General features: G+C 63.4%; 24 protein-coding genes. All 24 read left to right on the top strand.

Annotated features, from left to right (window positions below; translation table 11 throughout):
- The first annotated feature begins 6 nt into the window (after window positions 1-6).
- The 24 genes from rpsG to rplO all read left to right on the top strand — a co-directional run bounded on the left by rpsG (window position 7) and on the right by rplO (window position 13,501).
- Window positions 7-477, top strand: a complete 471-nt coding sequence (gene rpsG, locus SO156_RS21210; RefSeq protein ID WP_254095943.1) for a 30S ribosomal protein S7 — start codon at window positions 7-9, stop codon at window positions 475-477.
- A 34-nt stretch (window positions 478-511) separates the two neighbouring features.
- Window positions 512-2,584 carry an elongation factor G gene (gene fusA / locus SO156_RS21205; protein ID WP_498536138.1) on the top strand — a complete coding sequence of 691 codons (2,073 nt, stop codon included), beginning with the start codon at window positions 512-514 and terminating at the stop codon, window positions 2,582-2,584.
- Between the two features lie 40 nt (window positions 2,585-2,624).
- Entirely contained in the window at window positions 2,625-3,815 is a 1,191-nt protein-coding gene (tuf, locus tag SO156_RS21200; RefSeq protein WP_498536137.1) for an elongation factor Tu, read from the top strand.
- 87 nt (window positions 3,816-3,902) lie between these two features.
- Window positions 3,903-4,211, top strand: coding sequence for a 30S ribosomal protein S10 (gene rpsJ, locus SO156_RS21195; RefSeq protein WP_002712302.1), 309 nt, complete (start codon window positions 3,903-3,905; stop codon window positions 4,209-4,211).
- 52 nt (window positions 4,212-4,263) lie between these two features.
- Window positions 4,264-4,980: a 50S ribosomal protein L3 gene (rplC, locus tag SO156_RS21190; RefSeq protein WP_458149229.1), complete on the top strand. Its 717-nt coding sequence runs from the start codon at window positions 4,264-4,266 to the stop codon at window positions 4,978-4,980.
- Between the two features lies 1 nt (window position 4,981).
- Window positions 4,982-5,602 (top strand): 50S ribosomal protein L4, encoded by a 621-nt coding sequence (rplD, locus tag SO156_RS21185; RefSeq protein ID WP_027520963.1) that lies wholly within the window; start codon window positions 4,982-4,984, stop codon window positions 5,600-5,602.
- Window positions 5,599-5,901, top strand: coding sequence for a 50S ribosomal protein L23 (locus SO156_RS21180; protein ID WP_027520962.1), 303 nt, complete (start codon window positions 5,599-5,601; stop codon window positions 5,899-5,901). Before rplD ends, SO156_RS21180 begins: the two co-directional genes overlap by 4 nt.
- Window positions 5,902-5,913: 12 nt before the next feature.
- Window positions 5,914-6,747, top strand: coding sequence for a 50S ribosomal protein L2 (rplB, locus tag SO156_RS21175; protein ID WP_458149228.1), 834 nt, complete (start codon window positions 5,914-5,916; stop codon window positions 6,745-6,747).
- Between the two features lie 12 nt (window positions 6,748-6,759).
- On the top strand, window positions 6,760-7,038 hold the full coding sequence (gene rpsS, locus SO156_RS21170; protein WP_008963465.1) for a 30S ribosomal protein S19: 279 nt from the start codon (window positions 6,760-6,762) through the stop codon (window positions 7,036-7,038).
- 10 nt (window positions 7,039-7,048) lie between these two features.
- A complete protein-coding gene (gene rplV, locus SO156_RS21165; protein ID WP_028137020.1) occupies window positions 7,049-7,435 on the top strand; it encodes a 50S ribosomal protein L22 in 387 nt (128 codons plus the stop codon).
- Window positions 7,436-7,454: 19 nt separating this feature from the next.
- A complete protein-coding gene (gene rpsC, locus SO156_RS21160; RefSeq protein WP_458149227.1) occupies window positions 7,455-8,171 on the top strand; it encodes a 30S ribosomal protein S3 in 717 nt (238 codons plus the stop codon).
- A gap of 30 nt (window positions 8,172-8,201) precedes the next feature.
- Entirely contained in the window at window positions 8,202-8,615 is a 414-nt protein-coding gene (gene rplP / locus SO156_RS21155) for a 50S ribosomal protein L16 (protein WP_027520958.1), read from the top strand.
- 5 nt (window positions 8,616-8,620) lie between these two features.
- Window positions 8,621-8,827, top strand: coding sequence for a 50S ribosomal protein L29 (gene rpmC, locus SO156_RS21150; protein ID WP_027520957.1), 207 nt, complete (start codon window positions 8,621-8,623; stop codon window positions 8,825-8,827).
- A 13-nt stretch (window positions 8,828-8,840) separates the two neighbouring features.
- Window positions 8,841-9,089, top strand: coding sequence for a 30S ribosomal protein S17 (gene rpsQ / locus SO156_RS21145; RefSeq protein WP_008549247.1), 249 nt, complete (start codon window positions 8,841-8,843; stop codon window positions 9,087-9,089).
- Between the two features lie 86 nt (window positions 9,090-9,175).
- Window positions 9,176-9,544, top strand: coding sequence for a 50S ribosomal protein L14 (gene rplN / locus SO156_RS21140; protein ID WP_027520955.1), 369 nt, complete (start codon window positions 9,176-9,178; stop codon window positions 9,542-9,544).
- A complete protein-coding gene (gene rplX, locus SO156_RS21135) occupies window positions 9,544-9,858 on the top strand; it encodes a 50S ribosomal protein L24 (RefSeq protein ID WP_254095936.1) in 315 nt (104 codons plus the stop codon). The genes rplN and rplX overlap by 1 nt, the downstream gene beginning before the upstream one ends.
- On the top strand, window positions 9,851-10,408 hold the full coding sequence (gene rplE / locus SO156_RS21130; RefSeq protein ID WP_128958540.1) for a 50S ribosomal protein L5: 558 nt from the start codon (window positions 9,851-9,853) through the stop codon (window positions 10,406-10,408). Before rplX ends, rplE begins: the two co-directional genes overlap by 8 nt.
- Before the next feature lie 46 nt (window positions 10,409-10,454).
- Window positions 10,455-10,760 (top strand): 30S ribosomal protein S14, encoded by a 306-nt coding sequence (rpsN, locus tag SO156_RS21125; RefSeq protein ID WP_027520952.1) that lies wholly within the window; start codon window positions 10,455-10,457, stop codon window positions 10,758-10,760.
- A gap of 14 nt (window positions 10,761-10,774) precedes the next feature.
- On the top strand, window positions 10,775-11,173 hold the full coding sequence (gene rpsH, locus SO156_RS21120; RefSeq protein WP_027520951.1) for a 30S ribosomal protein S8: 399 nt from the start codon (window positions 10,775-10,777) through the stop codon (window positions 11,171-11,173).
- Window positions 11,174-11,189: 16 nt separating this feature from the next.
- Complete coding sequence (rplF, locus tag SO156_RS21115; RefSeq protein WP_458149226.1) at window positions 11,190-11,723, top strand: 50S ribosomal protein L6; 534 nt, start codon at window positions 11,190-11,192, stop codon at window positions 11,721-11,723.
- A gap of 11 nt (window positions 11,724-11,734) precedes the next feature.
- Entirely contained in the window at window positions 11,735-12,097 is a 363-nt protein-coding gene (gene rplR, locus SO156_RS21110) for a 50S ribosomal protein L18 (RefSeq protein ID WP_458149225.1), read from the top strand.
- 47 nt (window positions 12,098-12,144) lie between these two features.
- Window positions 12,145-12,720, top strand: a complete 576-nt coding sequence (rpsE, locus tag SO156_RS21105) for a 30S ribosomal protein S5 (RefSeq protein WP_027520948.1) — start codon at window positions 12,145-12,147, stop codon at window positions 12,718-12,720.
- A 25-nt stretch (window positions 12,721-12,745) separates the two neighbouring features.
- Complete coding sequence (gene rpmD, locus SO156_RS21100; protein WP_027520947.1) at window positions 12,746-12,940, top strand: 50S ribosomal protein L30; 195 nt, start codon at window positions 12,746-12,748, stop codon at window positions 12,938-12,940.
- A gap of 75 nt (window positions 12,941-13,015) precedes the next feature.
- Window positions 13,016-13,501 carry a 50S ribosomal protein L15 gene (gene rplO / locus SO156_RS21095; RefSeq protein ID WP_458149224.1) on the top strand — a complete coding sequence of 162 codons (486 nt, stop codon included), beginning with the start codon at window positions 13,016-13,018 and terminating at the stop codon, window positions 13,499-13,501.
- Window positions 13,502-13,545: the final 44 nt, after the last annotated feature.

The raw sequence follows: 13,545 nt of genomic DNA, 5'->3' as shown, positions 1-13,545 counted from the left end.
TCTTCCATGTCTCGTCGCCACTCAGCGGAAAAGCGCGAAGTTCTGCCGGATCCCAAGTTCGGGAACATCGTGATCACGAAGTTCATGAACTCGGTGATGTACGCCGGCAAAAAGTCGGTCGCCGAAGGCATCGTCTACGGTGCGCTCGGCCTCATCGAAACCAAGACCAAGCAGAACCCGCTCGGCGTGTTCGAGCAGGCACTTGAGAACGTCATGCCGACGATCGAAGTGCGCTCCCGCCGCGTCGGCGGCGCGACCTATCAGGTTCCGGTCGAGGTTCGCTCGGTGCGCCGTCAGGCGCTGGGCATTCGCTGGCTGATCTCGGCTGCGCGCGAGCGCAACGAGAAGACGATGACCGAGCGGCTCTCCGCGGAGCTCCTGGACGCATCGAACAACCGGGGGAACGCCGTCAAGAAGCGTGAAGACGTTCATCGGATGGCGGAAGCCAACCGCGCCTTCTCGCATTATCGCTGGTAACGGCGACACCTAACGGACTTGCAAGGAACGACCCATGCCCCGCCAACATGCCATCGAGGACTACCGTAACTTCGGTATCATGGCGCATATCGACGCCGGCAAGACGACGACGACCGAGCGCATCCTCTATTACACCGGCAAGAGCCACAAGATCGGCGAAGTGCACGAAGGTGCCGCGACGATGGACTGGATGGAGCAGGAGCAGGAGCGTGGCATCACGATCACCTCGGCTGCGACCACCGCGTTCTGGGCTGGCAAGCGCCTGAACATCATCGACACGCCAGGCCACGTCGACTTCACCATCGAGGTCGAGCGTTCGCTCCGCGTGCTCGACGGCGCCGTCTGCGTGCTCGACTCGAACCAGGGCGTCGAGCCCCAGACCGAGACCGTCTGGCGCCAGGGCGACAAGTACAAGGTTCCGCGCATCGTCTTCGCCAACAAGATGGACAAGACCGGCGCTGACTTCTTCAAGTGCCTGTCCGACATCGTCGATCGCCTCGGCGCCAAGCCGATCGCGATCCAGCTTCCGATCGGCGCCGAGAGCAACTTCAAGGGTCTCGTCGACCTCGTGAAGATGAAGGGCATCGTCTGGAACGATGAATCGCTTGGTGCGAAGTTCGACTATGTCGACATCCCGGAAGATCTCGTCGACCAGGCCAAGGAATACCGCGAGAAGATGGTGGAAGCCGCCGTCGAGCTCGACGACGACGCATTGGCCGCCTTCCTCGACGGCAACGAGCCGGACGAGGCGACGCTGAAGCGGCTGATCCGCAAGGCGGTCTTGACTGGCGCGTTCTATCCCGTGCTGTGCGGCTCGGCCTTCAAGAACAAGGGCGTGCAGCCGCTGCTCGACGCCGTCGTCGACTATCTGCCGTCGCCGATCGACGTGCCCGCGATCAAGGGCACGGACGACCGTGGCAATGAAGTCGTGCGCAAGGCTGACGACAAGGAGCCGCTCGCGCTGCTCGCGTTCAAGATCATGGACGACCCGTTCGTCGGCACCATCACCTTCTGCCGCATCTACTCGGGCATCCTGCAGAGCGGCACCGGCGTCGTGAACTCGACGCGCGAGAAGAAGGAGCGCATCGGGCGCATGCTGCTGATGCATGCGAACAACCGCGAAGACATCAAGGAAGCCTATGCCGGCGACATCGTCGCGCTGGCCGGCCTGAAGGAAGCGCGCACCGGTGACACGCTGTGCGATCCCGACAAGCAGGTGATCCTGGAGAAGATGGAATTCCCAGAGCCGGTCATCGAGATCGCGATCGAGCCGAAGTCGAAAGCCGACCAGGAAAAGCTGGGCGTGGCGCTGGCCAAGCTCGCCGCGGAGGATCCGTCCTTCCGCGTGTCGACCGACCAGGAGTCCGGCCAGACCATCCTCAAGGGCATGGGCGAACTCCATCTCGACATCAAGGTCGACATCCTCAAGCGTACCTACAAGGTCGACGCCAACATCGGTGCGCCGCAGGTTGCGTTCCGTGAGCGCGTCACCAAGAAGGCCGAGGTCAAGTACACCCACAAGAAGCAGACCGGCGGTACCGGTCAGTTCGCGGAAGTGTCGATCGTAGTCGAGCCGAACGAGCCCGGCAAGGGTTACGAGTTCGAGTCCAAGATCGTCGGCGGTGCAGTTCCGAAGGAATACATCCCCGGCGTCGAAAAGGGCCTCAACAGCGTGATGAGCTCTGGTGTCGTCGCGGGCTTTCCCGTGGTCGACGTCAAGGTGCAACTCGTCGACGGCAAGTATCACGACGTCGACTCGTCGGCGCTCGCCTTCGAAATCGCATCGCGCGCGGCATTCCGCGAGGCCTTGCAGAAGGGCAAGTCCGTCCTGCTCGAGCCGATCATGAAGGTCGAGGTGGTGACGCCGGAAGACTATACTGGCTCGGTCATCGGCGACCTGAATTCCCGGCGCGGTCAGATCCAGGGTCAAGACATGCGCGGCAACGCCAACGTCATCAACGCGATGGTGCCGCTCATGAACATGTTCGGTTACGTGAATAACCTGCGCTCGATGAGCCAGGGGCGCGCGACCTTCACCATGCAGTTCGACCACTACGCAGAAGCGCCGGCTAACGTGTCGGCAGAAGTCCAGAAGAAGTTTGCCTGATTGTCGTCGGTCTCGAGCTGACGATTGAACGGAGAGTCAAATGGCCAAAGCAAAGTTTGAACGTAACAAGCCCCACTGCAACATCGGCACCATCGGTCACGTCGACCATGGCAAGACGTCGCTGACCGCGGCGATCACCAAGATCCTCGCTGAAACCGGTGGTGCGACGTTCACGGCGTACGACCAGATCGACAAGGCGCCGGAAGAGAAGGCGCGCGGCATCACCATCTCGACCGCGCACGTCGAGTACGAGACCAAGAACCGCCACTATGCGCACGTCGACTGCCCCGGCCACGCCGACTACGTGAAGAACATGATCACTGGCGCTGCCCAGATGGACGGCGCGATCCTGGTCGTGTCGGCCGCTGACGGCCCGATGCCGCAGACCCGCGAGCACATCCTGCTCGCCCGCCAGGTCGGCGTGCCCGCGCTCGTCGTGTTCCTCAACAAGTGCGACATGGTCGACGATCCGGAGCTGCTCGAGCTCGTCGAGCTCGAAGTCCGCGAGCTCCTCTCGAAGTATGAATTCCCCGGCGACAAGATCCCGATCGTCAAGGGCTCGGCGCTGGCCGCTCTCGAAGACTCCGACAAGAAGCTCGGCCACGACGCCATCCTCGAGCTGATGCGCAATGTCGACGAGTACATCCCGCAGCCGGAGCGTCCGATCGACCAGCCGTTCCTGATGCCGGTCGAAGACGTGTTCTCGATCTCGGGCCGCGGCACCGTGGTGACCGGCCGTGTCGAGCGCGGCATCGTCAAGGTCGGCGACGAAATCGAGATCGTCGGTCTGCGTGCGACGACCAAGACCACCGTCACCGGCGTCGAAATGTTCCGCAAGCTGCTCGATCAGGGCCAGGCCGGCGACAACATCGGCGCGCTGCTCCGCGGCACCAAGCGCGAGGAAGTCGAGCGCGGCCAGGTGCTCTGCAAGCCCGGTTCGGTCAAGCCGCACACCAAGTTCAAGGCTGAGGCCTACATCCTCACCAAGGACGAGGGCGGCCGCCACACCCCGTTCTTCACCAACTACCGTCCGCAGTTCTACTTCCGCACCACCGACGTGACCGGTGTCGTGCACCTGCCGGAAGGCACCGAGATGGTGATGCCGGGCGACAACATTGCGATGGAAGTGCATCTGATCGTGCCGATCGCGATGGAAGAGAAGCTCCGCTTCGCGATCCGCGAAGGCGGCCGTACCGTCGGCGCCGGCGTCGTCGCCTCGATCATCGAATAATTACGCGAATAGGGAATGGCGAATGGCGAGTAGGTTTCTACTCGCTACTCGCTACTCGCCACTCACCTGAGAAGAAAGACCACGGCAATGAACGGCCAAAATATTCGCATCCGTCTCAAGGCGTTCGACCATCGTATCCTCGATACGTCGACCCGCGAGATCGTGAATACGGCGAAGCGCACCGGCGCGCAGGTTCGCGGACCCATTCCGCTGCCGACCCGCATCGAGAAGTTCACCGTCAACCGTTCGCCGCACGTCGACAAGAAGAGCCGCGAACAGTTCGAGATGCGCACCCACAAGCGTCTGCTCGACATCGTCGATCCGACCCCGCAGACCGTCGATGCTTTGATGAAGCTCGACCTGGCCGCCGGTGTCGACGTCGAGATCAAGCTCTAAGATTTTTGGATCCCGTTCGCGAAAGCGGACAGAAAGAACAGGAAGCAAGCCGATGCGCTCCGGAGTGATCGCACAAAAGGTCGGGATGACGCGGGTCTTCACGGAGGCCGGCGAACATATCCCCGTGACCGTGCTGAAGCTCGGCAATTGCCAGGTCGTAGGCCACCGCACCGAAGAGAAGAACGGTTATGTCGCGCTCCAGCTTGGCGCCGGCACCCGCAAGACCGTGTACATGCCCAAGGCTGAGCGCGGCCAGTTCGCGGTCGCCAAGGTCGAGCCGAAGCGGCAGGTCGAGGAATTCCGCGTCTCCGCGGATGCCATGATCCCGGTCGGCGCCGAGATCCTGGCCGATCACTTCGTCGTTGGCCAGTTCGTCGATGTCACCGGCACCTCGGTCGGTAAGGGCTTCGCCGGCGGTATGAAGCGCTGGAACTTCGGCGGTCTGCGCGCCACGCACGGTGTGTCGATCTCGCACCGCTCGATCGGTTCGACCGGCGGCCGTCAGGATCCCGGCAAGACCTGGAAGAACAAGAAGATGCCCGGCCACATGGGTGTCGACCGCATCACCACGCTCAACCTTCGCGTCGTCCAGACCGATGTCGAGCGCGGCCTGATCCTCGTCGAAGGCGCCGTTCCCGGCTCCAAGGGCGGCTGGATCCGCGTGCGCGACGCCGTCAAGAAGCCGCTGCCGAAGGAAGCTCCGAAGCCCGGCAAGTTTAAGGTTGCCGGCGGCGAAGCCGAGGCTGCGGCCCAGCAGGAGGGTGCGTGAGATGGAACTGAAAGTCACGACCCTTGAGGGCAAGGAAGCCGGCTCGGTCCAGCTCTCCGACGCCATTTTCGGCCTCGAGCCGCGCGAGGACATCATTGCGCGCTGCGTGAAGTGGCAGCTCGACAAGCGTCAGGCCGGCACCCACAAGGCCAAGGGCCGCGCCGAGATCTGGCGCACCGGCAAGAAGATGTACAAGCAGAAGGGCACCGGTGGTGCTCGTCACGGCTCGGCCCGCGTGCCGCAGTTCCGTGGCGGCGGCCGTGCCTTCGGTCCGGTGGTGCGCTCGCACGCCTCCGATCTGCCGAAGAAGGTCCGTGCGCTCGCGCTGAAGCATGCGCTGTCGGCCAAGGCCAAGGACGGTGATCTCGTCGTGATCGAGAAGGCTGCGCTCGAGGCTGCCAAGACCAAGGCGCTGCTCGGTCACTTCTCGGGGCTGGGCCTGACCAACGCGCTGATCATCGACGGTGCCGAGCTCAATCAGGGCTTCGCCGCGGCGGCACGCAACATCCCGAACATGGACGTGCTGCCGATCCAGGGCATCAACGTCTACGACATCCTGCGCCGTCAGAAGCTCGTTCTGACCAAGGCCGCCATCGATGCGCTGGAGGCGCGCTTCAAATGACGAAGAACATCGAGGCTCGCCACTACGACGTGATCCTGTCGCCGGTCGTGACCGAAAAGGCGACGATCGCTTCTGAGCACAACAAGGTTCTGTTCAAGGTGGCCGCCAAGGCAACCAAGCCGCAGATCAAGGAAGCGATCGAGAAGCTGTTCGACGTCAAGGTGAAGAGCGTCAACACGCTGGTCCGCAAGGGCAAGGTCAAGGCCTTCCGCGGCAATCTCGGTTCGCAGTCGAACACCAAGCGCGCGATCGTGACCCTCGAAGAGGGCCACCGGATCGACGTGACCACCGGTCTGTAAGGTCCTACGACGATGGCACTGAAGACATTCAACCCCACGACGCCAGGCCAGCGCCAGCTGGTGATGGTCGATCGTTCGGCCCTCTACAAGGGCAAGCCGGTCAAGGCGCTCACCGAAGGCAAGAAGTCTTCGGGCGGCCGCAACAACACCGGCCGCATCACCGTGCGTTTCCGCGGCGGCGGTCACAAGCAGACGCTGCGCACCGTCGACTTCAAGCGCGAGAAGGTGGACGTTCCCGCCACCGTCGAGCGGCTGGAGTACGATCCGAACCGCACCGGCTTCATCGCCCTGATCAAGTATCAGGACGGCGAGCAGGCCTACATCCTGGCGCCGCAGCGCCTCGCCGTGGGTGACACCATCATTGCCGGCAACTATGTCGACGTGAAGCCGGGCAACGTCATGCCGCTCGGTAACATGCCGGTCGGCACGATCATCCACAACATCGAGACCAAGATCGGCAAGGGTGGCCAGCTCGCGCGTTCGGCCGGCACATATGCCCAGCTCGTCGGTCGTGACCAGGACTACGTGATCATCCGCCTGAACTCGGGCGAGCAGCGCCTGGTGCATGGCCGCTGCCGCGGCACGATCGGCGCGGTGTCGAACCCGGATCACATGAACACCTCGATCGGCAAGGCCGGCCGCAAGCGTTGGATGGGCCGTCGCCCGCACAACCGCGGTGTCGCGATGAACCCGATCGACCATCCGCACGGCGGTGGTGAAGGTCGTACCTCGGGCGGTCGCCACCCGGTCACCCCGTGGGGCAAGCCGACCAAGGGCAAGAAGACCCGCACCAACAAGTCGACCAACAAATTCATTCTCCTAAGCCGCCACAAGCGGAAGAAGTAAGGAACGCCGGACATGGTTCGTTCAGTCTGGAAAGGCCCGTTCGTCGAGGCGTCGCTGCTCAAGAAGGCAGATGCGGCGCGTGCGTCCGGCCGTCACGACGTCATCAAGATCTGGAGCCGTCGCTCGACCATCCTGCCGCAGTTCGTCGGCCTGACCTTCGGCGTCTACAACGGTCAGAAGCACGTGCCGGTGGCGGTCAACGAAGAAATGGTCGGTCACAAGTTCGGCGAGTTCTCGCCGACCCGGACCTTCCATGGCCACTCCGGCGACAAGAAAGCCAAGAAGGCTTGAGGATTAAGTCATGAGCAAACCTAAGCGCGAACGGAGCCTCGCCGACAACGAGGCCAAGGCGGTCGCCCGGATGCTGCGGGTGAGCCCGCAGAAGCTCAACCTGGTGGCCCAGCTCATTCGCGGCCGTAAGGCGGCTGCTGCGCTCGCCGATTTGCAGTTCTCGCGCAAGCGGATCGCTGTCGACGTGAAGAAGTGCCTGGAATCGGCTATCGCCAACGCCGAGAACAATCACGACCTCGACGTCGACGATCTCGTCGTGGCGCAGGCCTTCGTCGGCAACGGGCTCGTGATGAAGCGCTTTGCTGCCCGCGGCCGTGGTCGCTCGGGTCGCGTCTACAAACCATTTTCGCAGCTGACGATCATCGTTCGTCAGGTCGAAGCCGAAGCGGCCGCCTAAGGGACGCGAGGAGAAAACGATGGGTCAAAAGATCAATCCGATCGGTCTGCGTCTCGGCATCAACCGGACCTGGGATTCCCGCTGGTTCGCCGGCAAGCAGGAATACGGCAAGCTGCTGCACGAGGACGTCAAGATCCGCGAGATCCTGCACAAGGAGCTCAAGCAGGCGGCGGTCGCGCGCATCGTGATCGAGCGTCCGCACAAGAAGTGCCGCGTCACCATCCACTCGGCTCGTCCGGGCGTGGTGATCGGCAAGAAGGGCGCCGACATCGACAAGCTGCGCAAGAAGGTGGCCGACATCACCTCGTCGGACGTCGTGATCAACATCGTCGAGATCCGCAAGCCCGAGCTCGATGCGACGCTGGTCGCCGAATCGATCGCGCAGCAGCTCGAGCGCCGCGTTGCGTTCCGCCGCGCCATGAAGCGCGCCGTGCAGTCGGCGATGCGTCTCGGCGCGGAAGGCATCCGCATCAACTGCTCGGGTCGTCTGGGCGGTGCGGAAATCGCGCGCATGGAGTGGTACCGCGAGGGTCGCGTGCCGCTGCACACGCTGCGCGCCGACATCGACTACGGCGTCGCGACCGCGTTCACGACCTTCGGCACCTGCGGCGTCAAGGTCTGGATCTTCAAGGGCGAGATCCTCGAGCACGATCCGATGGCCCAGGACAAGAGAATGGCCGAAGGCGAGGGTAGTGGCAGCGGTGGCGGCCGGCAGCGTCGCGACGCTGCAGCCTGAGCCAGCACAGGAATTTGAGGGCTTAAAGCCATGATGCAACCTAAGAAAACGAAGTTCCGGAAGGCGCATAAGGGCCGCATCCACGGCGTTGCGTCTTCGGGCGCGACGTTGGCGTTCGGCCAGTTCGGCCTGAAAGCGACCGAGCCTGAGCGCGTCACTGCGCGCCAGATCGAGGCCGCCCGCCGCGCGCTGACCCGCCACATGAAGCGCGCCGGCCGCGTCTGGATCCGCGTGTTTCCCGACGTTCCGGTGTCGAAGAAGCCGGCCGAAGTCCGCATGGGCTCCGGCAAGGGCTCGCCGGAATTGTGGGTCGTCCGCGTCAAGCCGGGCCGGGTGCTGTTCGAGATCGACGGCGTCAACAACCAGACCGCGCGCGAGGCGCTGACCTTGGCTGCTGCCAAGCTGCCGATCAAGACGCGCTTCGTCGAGCGCATTGCGGAGTAATGGCCATGGCCCAGATGAAGATCGAAGACATCCGCGCGATGAGCCCCGACCAGCAGGATGACGCCGTCCTGAACCTGAAGAAGGAGCGCTTCAACCTGCGCTTCCAGCGTGCCACCGGGCAGCTCGAGAACACCTCGCGCCTGCGCGAGGCCCGCCGTGACATCGCCCGGATCAAGACCGTCGCCGCGCAGCAGCGCGCGAAGAAGAAGTAAGAGGCTTACGAAGATGCCGAAACGTACTTTGCAGGGCGTGGTCGTCAGCGACAAGCAAGCCAAGACCATCGTGGTGCGCGTCGATCGCCGCTTCACGCACCCGATCTACAAGAAGACGATCCGCCGTTCGAAGAACTATCACGCGCACGACGAGAGCAACCAGTTCAAGCCGGGCGACGTGGTGTGGATCGAGGAATCGAAGCCGATTTCGAAGTTGAAGCGCTGGGTCGTGATCCGGGGCGAACACAAGAAAAGCGCCTGAGCTGCCGGCACTTAGCCGGTTGACTTCAGGGAAATGTTGAGCGCTGGCCAGGCTGGCGCAAAAGAGAAAGAGGACGAGGTGCATCAATGATTCAGATGCAGACCAACCTCGACGTGGCCGACAATTCTGGCGCACGCCGTGTCATGTGTATCAAGGTGCTCGGAGGCTCCAAGCGCCGCTACGCCACCATCGGCGACATCATTGTCGTGTCGATCAAGGAAGCGATTCCGCGTGGCAAGGTGAAGAAGGGCGACGTGATGAAGGCCGTCGTGGTGCGAGTCCGCAAGGACATCCGCCGCCCCGACGGGTCGGTCATCCGCTTCGACCGCAACGCCGCCGTCCTGATCAACAATCAGGCCGAGCCGGTCGGAACCCGTATCTTCGGGCCCGTGCCGCGCGAGCTGCGCGCCAAGAACCACATGAAGATCATTTCGCTCGCGCCGGAGGTGCTGTGATGGCTGCGAAGATCCGCAAGGGCGACAAGGTCGTCGTGCTGACCGGCCGCGACAAGGGCCGCACCGGCGAGGTGTTTGAGGTGCGTCCGGACGCCGGCACGGCTCTGGTGCGCGGCATCAACATGGTGAAGCGCCACCAGAAGCAGACCCAGAACCAGGAGGGCGGCATCATCTCGAAAGAGGCGCCGATCCAACTGTCCAATATCGCGTATCTCGGCAAGGACGGAAAGCCGACGCGCGTCGGATTCAAGATTCAGGCGGACGGCAAGAAGGTTCGCATCGCCAAGAGCTCGGGAGCTGAGATCGATGGCTGAGACTGCTTACACCCCGCGCTTGCGCGCGGAATACGACGCGAAGATCCGCACGGCGATGACCGAGAAGTTCGGTTACGAGAACGTCATGCAGGTTCCGCGGCTGGACAAGGTCGTGCTGAACATGGGCGTTGGCGATTCCGTCAACGACCGCAAGAAGGCCGAGACCGCGGCCGCCGAATTGACCCAGATCGCCGGCCAGAAGGCGATCGTGACCTATTCGCGTATCGCGATCGCGACCTTCAAGCTGCGTGAGAACCAGCCGATCGGCTGCAAGGTCACGCTGCGCAAGGCCCGCATGTACGAGTTCATCGATCGCCTGGTGACGGTCGCGCTGCCGCGCGTCCGCGACTTCCGCGGCCTGAACCCGAAGAGCTTCGACGGCCGCGGCAACTACTCGCTCGGCATCAAGGAGCACATCATTTTCCCCGAGATCGACTTCGACAAGGTCACGGAAGCCCGCGGCATGGACATCACCGTCTGCACCACGGCCAAGACCGACGAAGAGGCGAGGGCCTTGTTGACCGCTTTCAATTTCCCGTTCCGGCAGTGAGATGCTGACCTAAAGCCTCTCAAACGCGGATACCCAGGAGCCAAGCATGGCAAAGAAGAGTTCAATCGAGAAGAACAACCGGCGCAAGCGGATGGTGAAGAACGCCGCCGCCAAGCGCGAGCGGTTGAAGGCGATCATCGCCGACAAGAAGCTCCCGATGGAGGAGCGCTTCGCTGCGACGTTGAAGTTGGCGGAAATGCCGCGCAACTCGTCGGCGACCCGCATCCGCCTGCGTTGCGAGCTGTCGGGCCGCCCGCGCTCGAACTATCGCAAGAACAAGCTGTCCCGTATCGCGCTTCGTGAACTTGGCTCCAAGGGCATGGTCCCGGGCCTCGTGAAGTCGAGCTGGTAAGGAGGGTCGTTTAGATGTCTACGCACGATCCAATCAGCGATCTGATCACCCGCATCCGCAATGCGCAGATGCGCTCCAAGACCAAGGTCTCCACGCCTGGCTCGAAGATGCGCGAGAACGTGCTCGAGGTGCTGAAGAGCGAGGGCTACATCCGCGGCTACGCCACGGTCGAGCATTCCTCGGGCCGCAGCGAGATCGAGATCGAGCTGAAGTATTTCGACGGCGAGCCCGTCATCCGCGAGATCGAGCGGGTCTCCAAGCCCGGGCGTCGCGTCTACGCCTCGGTGAAGGCTTTGCCGCGGGTCAACAACGGGCTCGGCATTTCGGTGTTGTCGACGCCGAAGGGGATCATGGCCGACCACAGCGCGCGCGACGCGAATGTGGGCGGTGAAGTTCTCTTCACGGTGTTCTGAGAAGGATTTTTGATCCATGTCACGTGTTGGCAAAAGGCCTGTTGCGGTGCCGTCGGGCGTTACCGCGACCGTCGACGGTCAGACCGTCAAGATGAAGGGGCCGAAGGGCCAGCTTCAGTTCGTCGTCCATGACGACGTCGAGGTGAAGCTCGAGAACGGCCAGGTCAAGGTCAAGCCGCGGGCCGAGACCAACCGCGCGCGGGCGCTTTACGGCACCGCTCGCGCCCAGGTCGCGAATCTGGTCGAAGGCGTCACCAAGGGCTTCGAAAAGAAGCTCGAGATCACCGGCGTCGGTTACCGCGCCGCGATGCAGGGCAAGAACCTGCAGCTCGCGCTCGGCTACAGCCACGACGTGATCTATCCGATCCCGGATGGGATCACGATCGCCGTGCCGAAGCCGACCGAGATCACGGTGACGGGCAGCGACATCCAGCGCGTCGGCCAGGTCGCGGCCGAGATCCGCGCCTATCGCCCGCCGGAGCCCTACAAGGGCAAGGGCGTGAAGTATGTTGGCGAATTCATCTTCCGCAAGGAAGGCAAGAAGAAGTAACGGAGCCGGTCATGTCGAAAGCCAAGGTTACGAATGCCCGGCGCAAGCGGAGTGTGCGGCTGAAGCTGCGCCGCTCCGGTGGCGGCCGTCCGCGCCTGTCGGTGTTCCGCTCGTCCAAGCACATCTACGCCCAGGTCATCGACGACCAGAAGGGCGAGACGCTGGCCTCCGCCTCGTCGCTCGAAAAGTCGATGCGCGATGGTGGCAAGACCGGCGCCGACATCGATGCGGCGAAGGCGGTGGGCAAGCTGCTCGCCGAGCGCGCCGCGGAGAAGGGCGTCAAGGAAGTCGTGTTCGATCGCGGCAGCTATCTCTATCACGGGCGCGTCAAGGCTCTTGCCGATGCTGCGCGTGAGAGCGGGCTGAACTTCTAACAGAATTTGAGGATTGAGGCGTAAGCCTCTGAAGGATTGGAAAAACCATGGCAGGTGAACGCGAACACCGCGGCGGACGTGAACGCAAGGAGCGCGAGGAGCGCGACAGCGAGTTCGTCGACAAGCTGGTCCACATCAACCGCGTGGCCAAGGTCGTCAAGGGCGGCAAGCGCTTCGGCTTCGCAGCGCTGGTCGTGATTGGCGACCAGAAGGGCCGTGCCGGCTTCGGTCACGGCAAGGCGCGCGAAGTGCCTGAGGCGATCCGGAAGGCGACCGAGTCCGCCAAGCGCAACCTGACCCGCGTGTCGCTGCGCGAGGGCCGCACGCTCCATCACGACATCGCCGGCCGTCACGGCGCAGGCCGTGTCTATCTGCGTGCCGCCCCGGCCGGTACCGGCATCATCGCCGGCGGTCCGATGCGCGCCGTGTTCGAGACGCTTGGCGTCCAGGACGTGGTGGCCAAGTCGATCGGCTCGTCGAACCCCTACAACATGGTGCGCGCGACCTTCGACGCGCTGAAGCACCAGGATTCGCCGCGCTCTGTCGCTGCCCGCCGCAACATCAAGGTGTCCACCCTGCAGTCCCGTCGTATCGGCGGCGATGCCGAGGCGGCTGCCGACTAACGGAAGCTTTTCGGAGTTTTAAAAAATGGCCAAGGCCGCCAAGACGATCAAGATCGAGCAGATCGGCAGCGCGATCCGCCGCCATCACTCGCAGCGCTCGACGCTGATCGGGCTCAAGCTCAACAAGATCGGCCGCGTCGCCGAACTGCCGGACACCCCGGCGGTTCGCGGCATGATCGAGAAGGTTCACCATCTCGTCCGTATCGTCGACGGGAAGTAAGCAAGGGCGCATGATCCCGGAACGCGAATACCGGTTTTCGGGCAAGATCATGCGCAAGAAACAAGGAGAAGGGCGATGAAGCTCAGCGATATCGCCGACAACCCCGGCTCGCGCAAGAAGCGCATGCGCGTCGGCCGCGGCATCGGTTCGGGCAAGGGCAAGCAGTCCGGCCGCGGTGGCAAGGGCCAGACCGCGCGTTCGGGCGTGCGCATCAAGGGTTTTGAAGGCGGCCAGATGCCGATGCATCGCCGTCTGCCCAAGCGCGGCTTCAACAACATCTTCCGCGTCGAGTTCGCCGAGATCAATCTCGACCGGCTCCAGGACGCCGTCGATGCCAAGAAGCTCGACACCGGCAGCGTGGTGAACGCCGAAGCGCTGGTGAAGGCCGGCGTGCTGCGGCGCGCCAAGGCCGGCGTCCGGCTGCTCGGCCGCGGCGAGCTCAAGGCCAAGCTCAACATCGAAGTGCACGGCGCCTCGAAGTCCGCGATCGCGGCGGTCGAGAAGGCCGGCGGCTCGGTGAAGATCCTCGCGCCTGCCGCCGAAGAAGGCGAGGCGGCGTAACATCTGCGTCATTGGCCCGCGGCTCGCGGGCCTTTACGCATGCG

This window comes from Bradyrhizobium sp. UFLA05-125, from assembly GCF_059803515.1.
Note: the sequence above shows the minus strand (reverse complement) of the source record. Positions and strands in the feature narration are given on the sequence as shown.

Bases quoted from the DNA above. Each gene is read 5' to 3' on its own strand.
- rplP (WP_027520958.1), top strand. From the start codon at position 8,202: ATGATGCAACCTAAGAAAACGAAGTTCCGGAAGGCGCATAAGGGCCGC.
- rplR (WP_458149225.1), top strand. From the start codon at position 11,735: ATGTCGAAAGCCAAGGTTACGAATGCCCGGCGCAAGCGGAGTGTGCGG.
- rplE (WP_128958540.1), top strand. From the start codon at position 9,851: ATGGCTGAGACTGCTTACACCCCGCGCTTGCGCGCGGAATACGACGCG.
- rpmD (WP_027520947.1), top strand. From the start codon at position 12,746: ATGGCCAAGGCCGCCAAGACGATCAAGATCGAGCAGATCGGCAGCGCG.
- rplV (WP_028137020.1), top strand. From the start codon at position 7,049: ATGAGCAAACCTAAGCGCGAACGGAGCCTCGCCGACAACGAGGCCAAG.
- SO156_RS21180 (WP_027520962.1), top strand. From the start codon at position 5,599: ATGACGAAGAACATCGAGGCTCGCCACTACGACGTGATCCTGTCGCCG.
- rpsH (WP_027520951.1), top strand. From the start codon at position 10,775: ATGTCTACGCACGATCCAATCAGCGATCTGATCACCCGCATCCGCAAT.
- fusA (WP_498536138.1), top strand. From the start codon at position 512: ATGCCCCGCCAACATGCCATCGAGGACTACCGTAACTTCGGTATCATG.
- rplB (WP_458149228.1), top strand. From the start codon at position 5,914: ATGGCACTGAAGACATTCAACCCCACGACGCCAGGCCAGCGCCAGCTG.
- rpsJ (WP_002712302.1), top strand. From the start codon at position 3,903: ATGAACGGCCAAAATATTCGCATCCGTCTCAAGGCGTTCGACCATCGT.
- rpsG (WP_254095943.1), top strand. From the start codon at position 7: ATGTCTCGTCGCCACTCAGCGGAAAAGCGCGAAGTTCTGCCGGATCCC.
- rpsS (WP_008963465.1), top strand. From the start codon at position 6,760: ATGGTTCGTTCAGTCTGGAAAGGCCCGTTCGTCGAGGCGTCGCTGCTC.
- rpsE (WP_027520948.1), top strand. From the start codon at position 12,145: ATGGCAGGTGAACGCGAACACCGCGGCGGACGTGAACGCAAGGAGCGC.
- rplN (WP_027520955.1), top strand. From the start codon at position 9,176: ATGATTCAGATGCAGACCAACCTCGACGTGGCCGACAATTCTGGCGCA.
- tuf (WP_498536137.1), top strand. From the start codon at position 2,625: ATGGCCAAAGCAAAGTTTGAACGTAACAAGCCCCACTGCAACATCGGC.
- rplX (WP_254095936.1), top strand. From the start codon at position 9,544: ATGGCTGCGAAGATCCGCAAGGGCGACAAGGTCGTCGTGCTGACCGGC.
- rpsC (WP_458149227.1), top strand. From the start codon at position 7,455: ATGGGTCAAAAGATCAATCCGATCGGTCTGCGTCTCGGCATCAACCGG.
- rplD (WP_027520963.1), top strand. From the start codon at position 4,982: ATGGAACTGAAAGTCACGACCCTTGAGGGCAAGGAAGCCGGCTCGGTC.
- rplO (WP_458149224.1), top strand. From the start codon at position 13,016: ATGAAGCTCAGCGATATCGCCGACAACCCCGGCTCGCGCAAGAAGCGC.
- rplF (WP_458149226.1), top strand. From the start codon at position 11,190: ATGTCACGTGTTGGCAAAAGGCCTGTTGCGGTGCCGTCGGGCGTTACC.
- rpsQ (WP_008549247.1), top strand. From the start codon at position 8,841: ATGCCGAAACGTACTTTGCAGGGCGTGGTCGTCAGCGACAAGCAAGCC.
- rpsN (WP_027520952.1), top strand. From the start codon at position 10,455: ATGGCAAAGAAGAGTTCAATCGAGAAGAACAACCGGCGCAAGCGGATG.
- rpmC (WP_027520957.1), top strand. From the start codon at position 8,621: ATGGCCCAGATGAAGATCGAAGACATCCGCGCGATGAGCCCCGACCAG.
- rplC (WP_458149229.1), top strand. From the start codon at position 4,264: ATGCGCTCCGGAGTGATCGCACAAAAGGTCGGGATGACGCGGGTCTTC.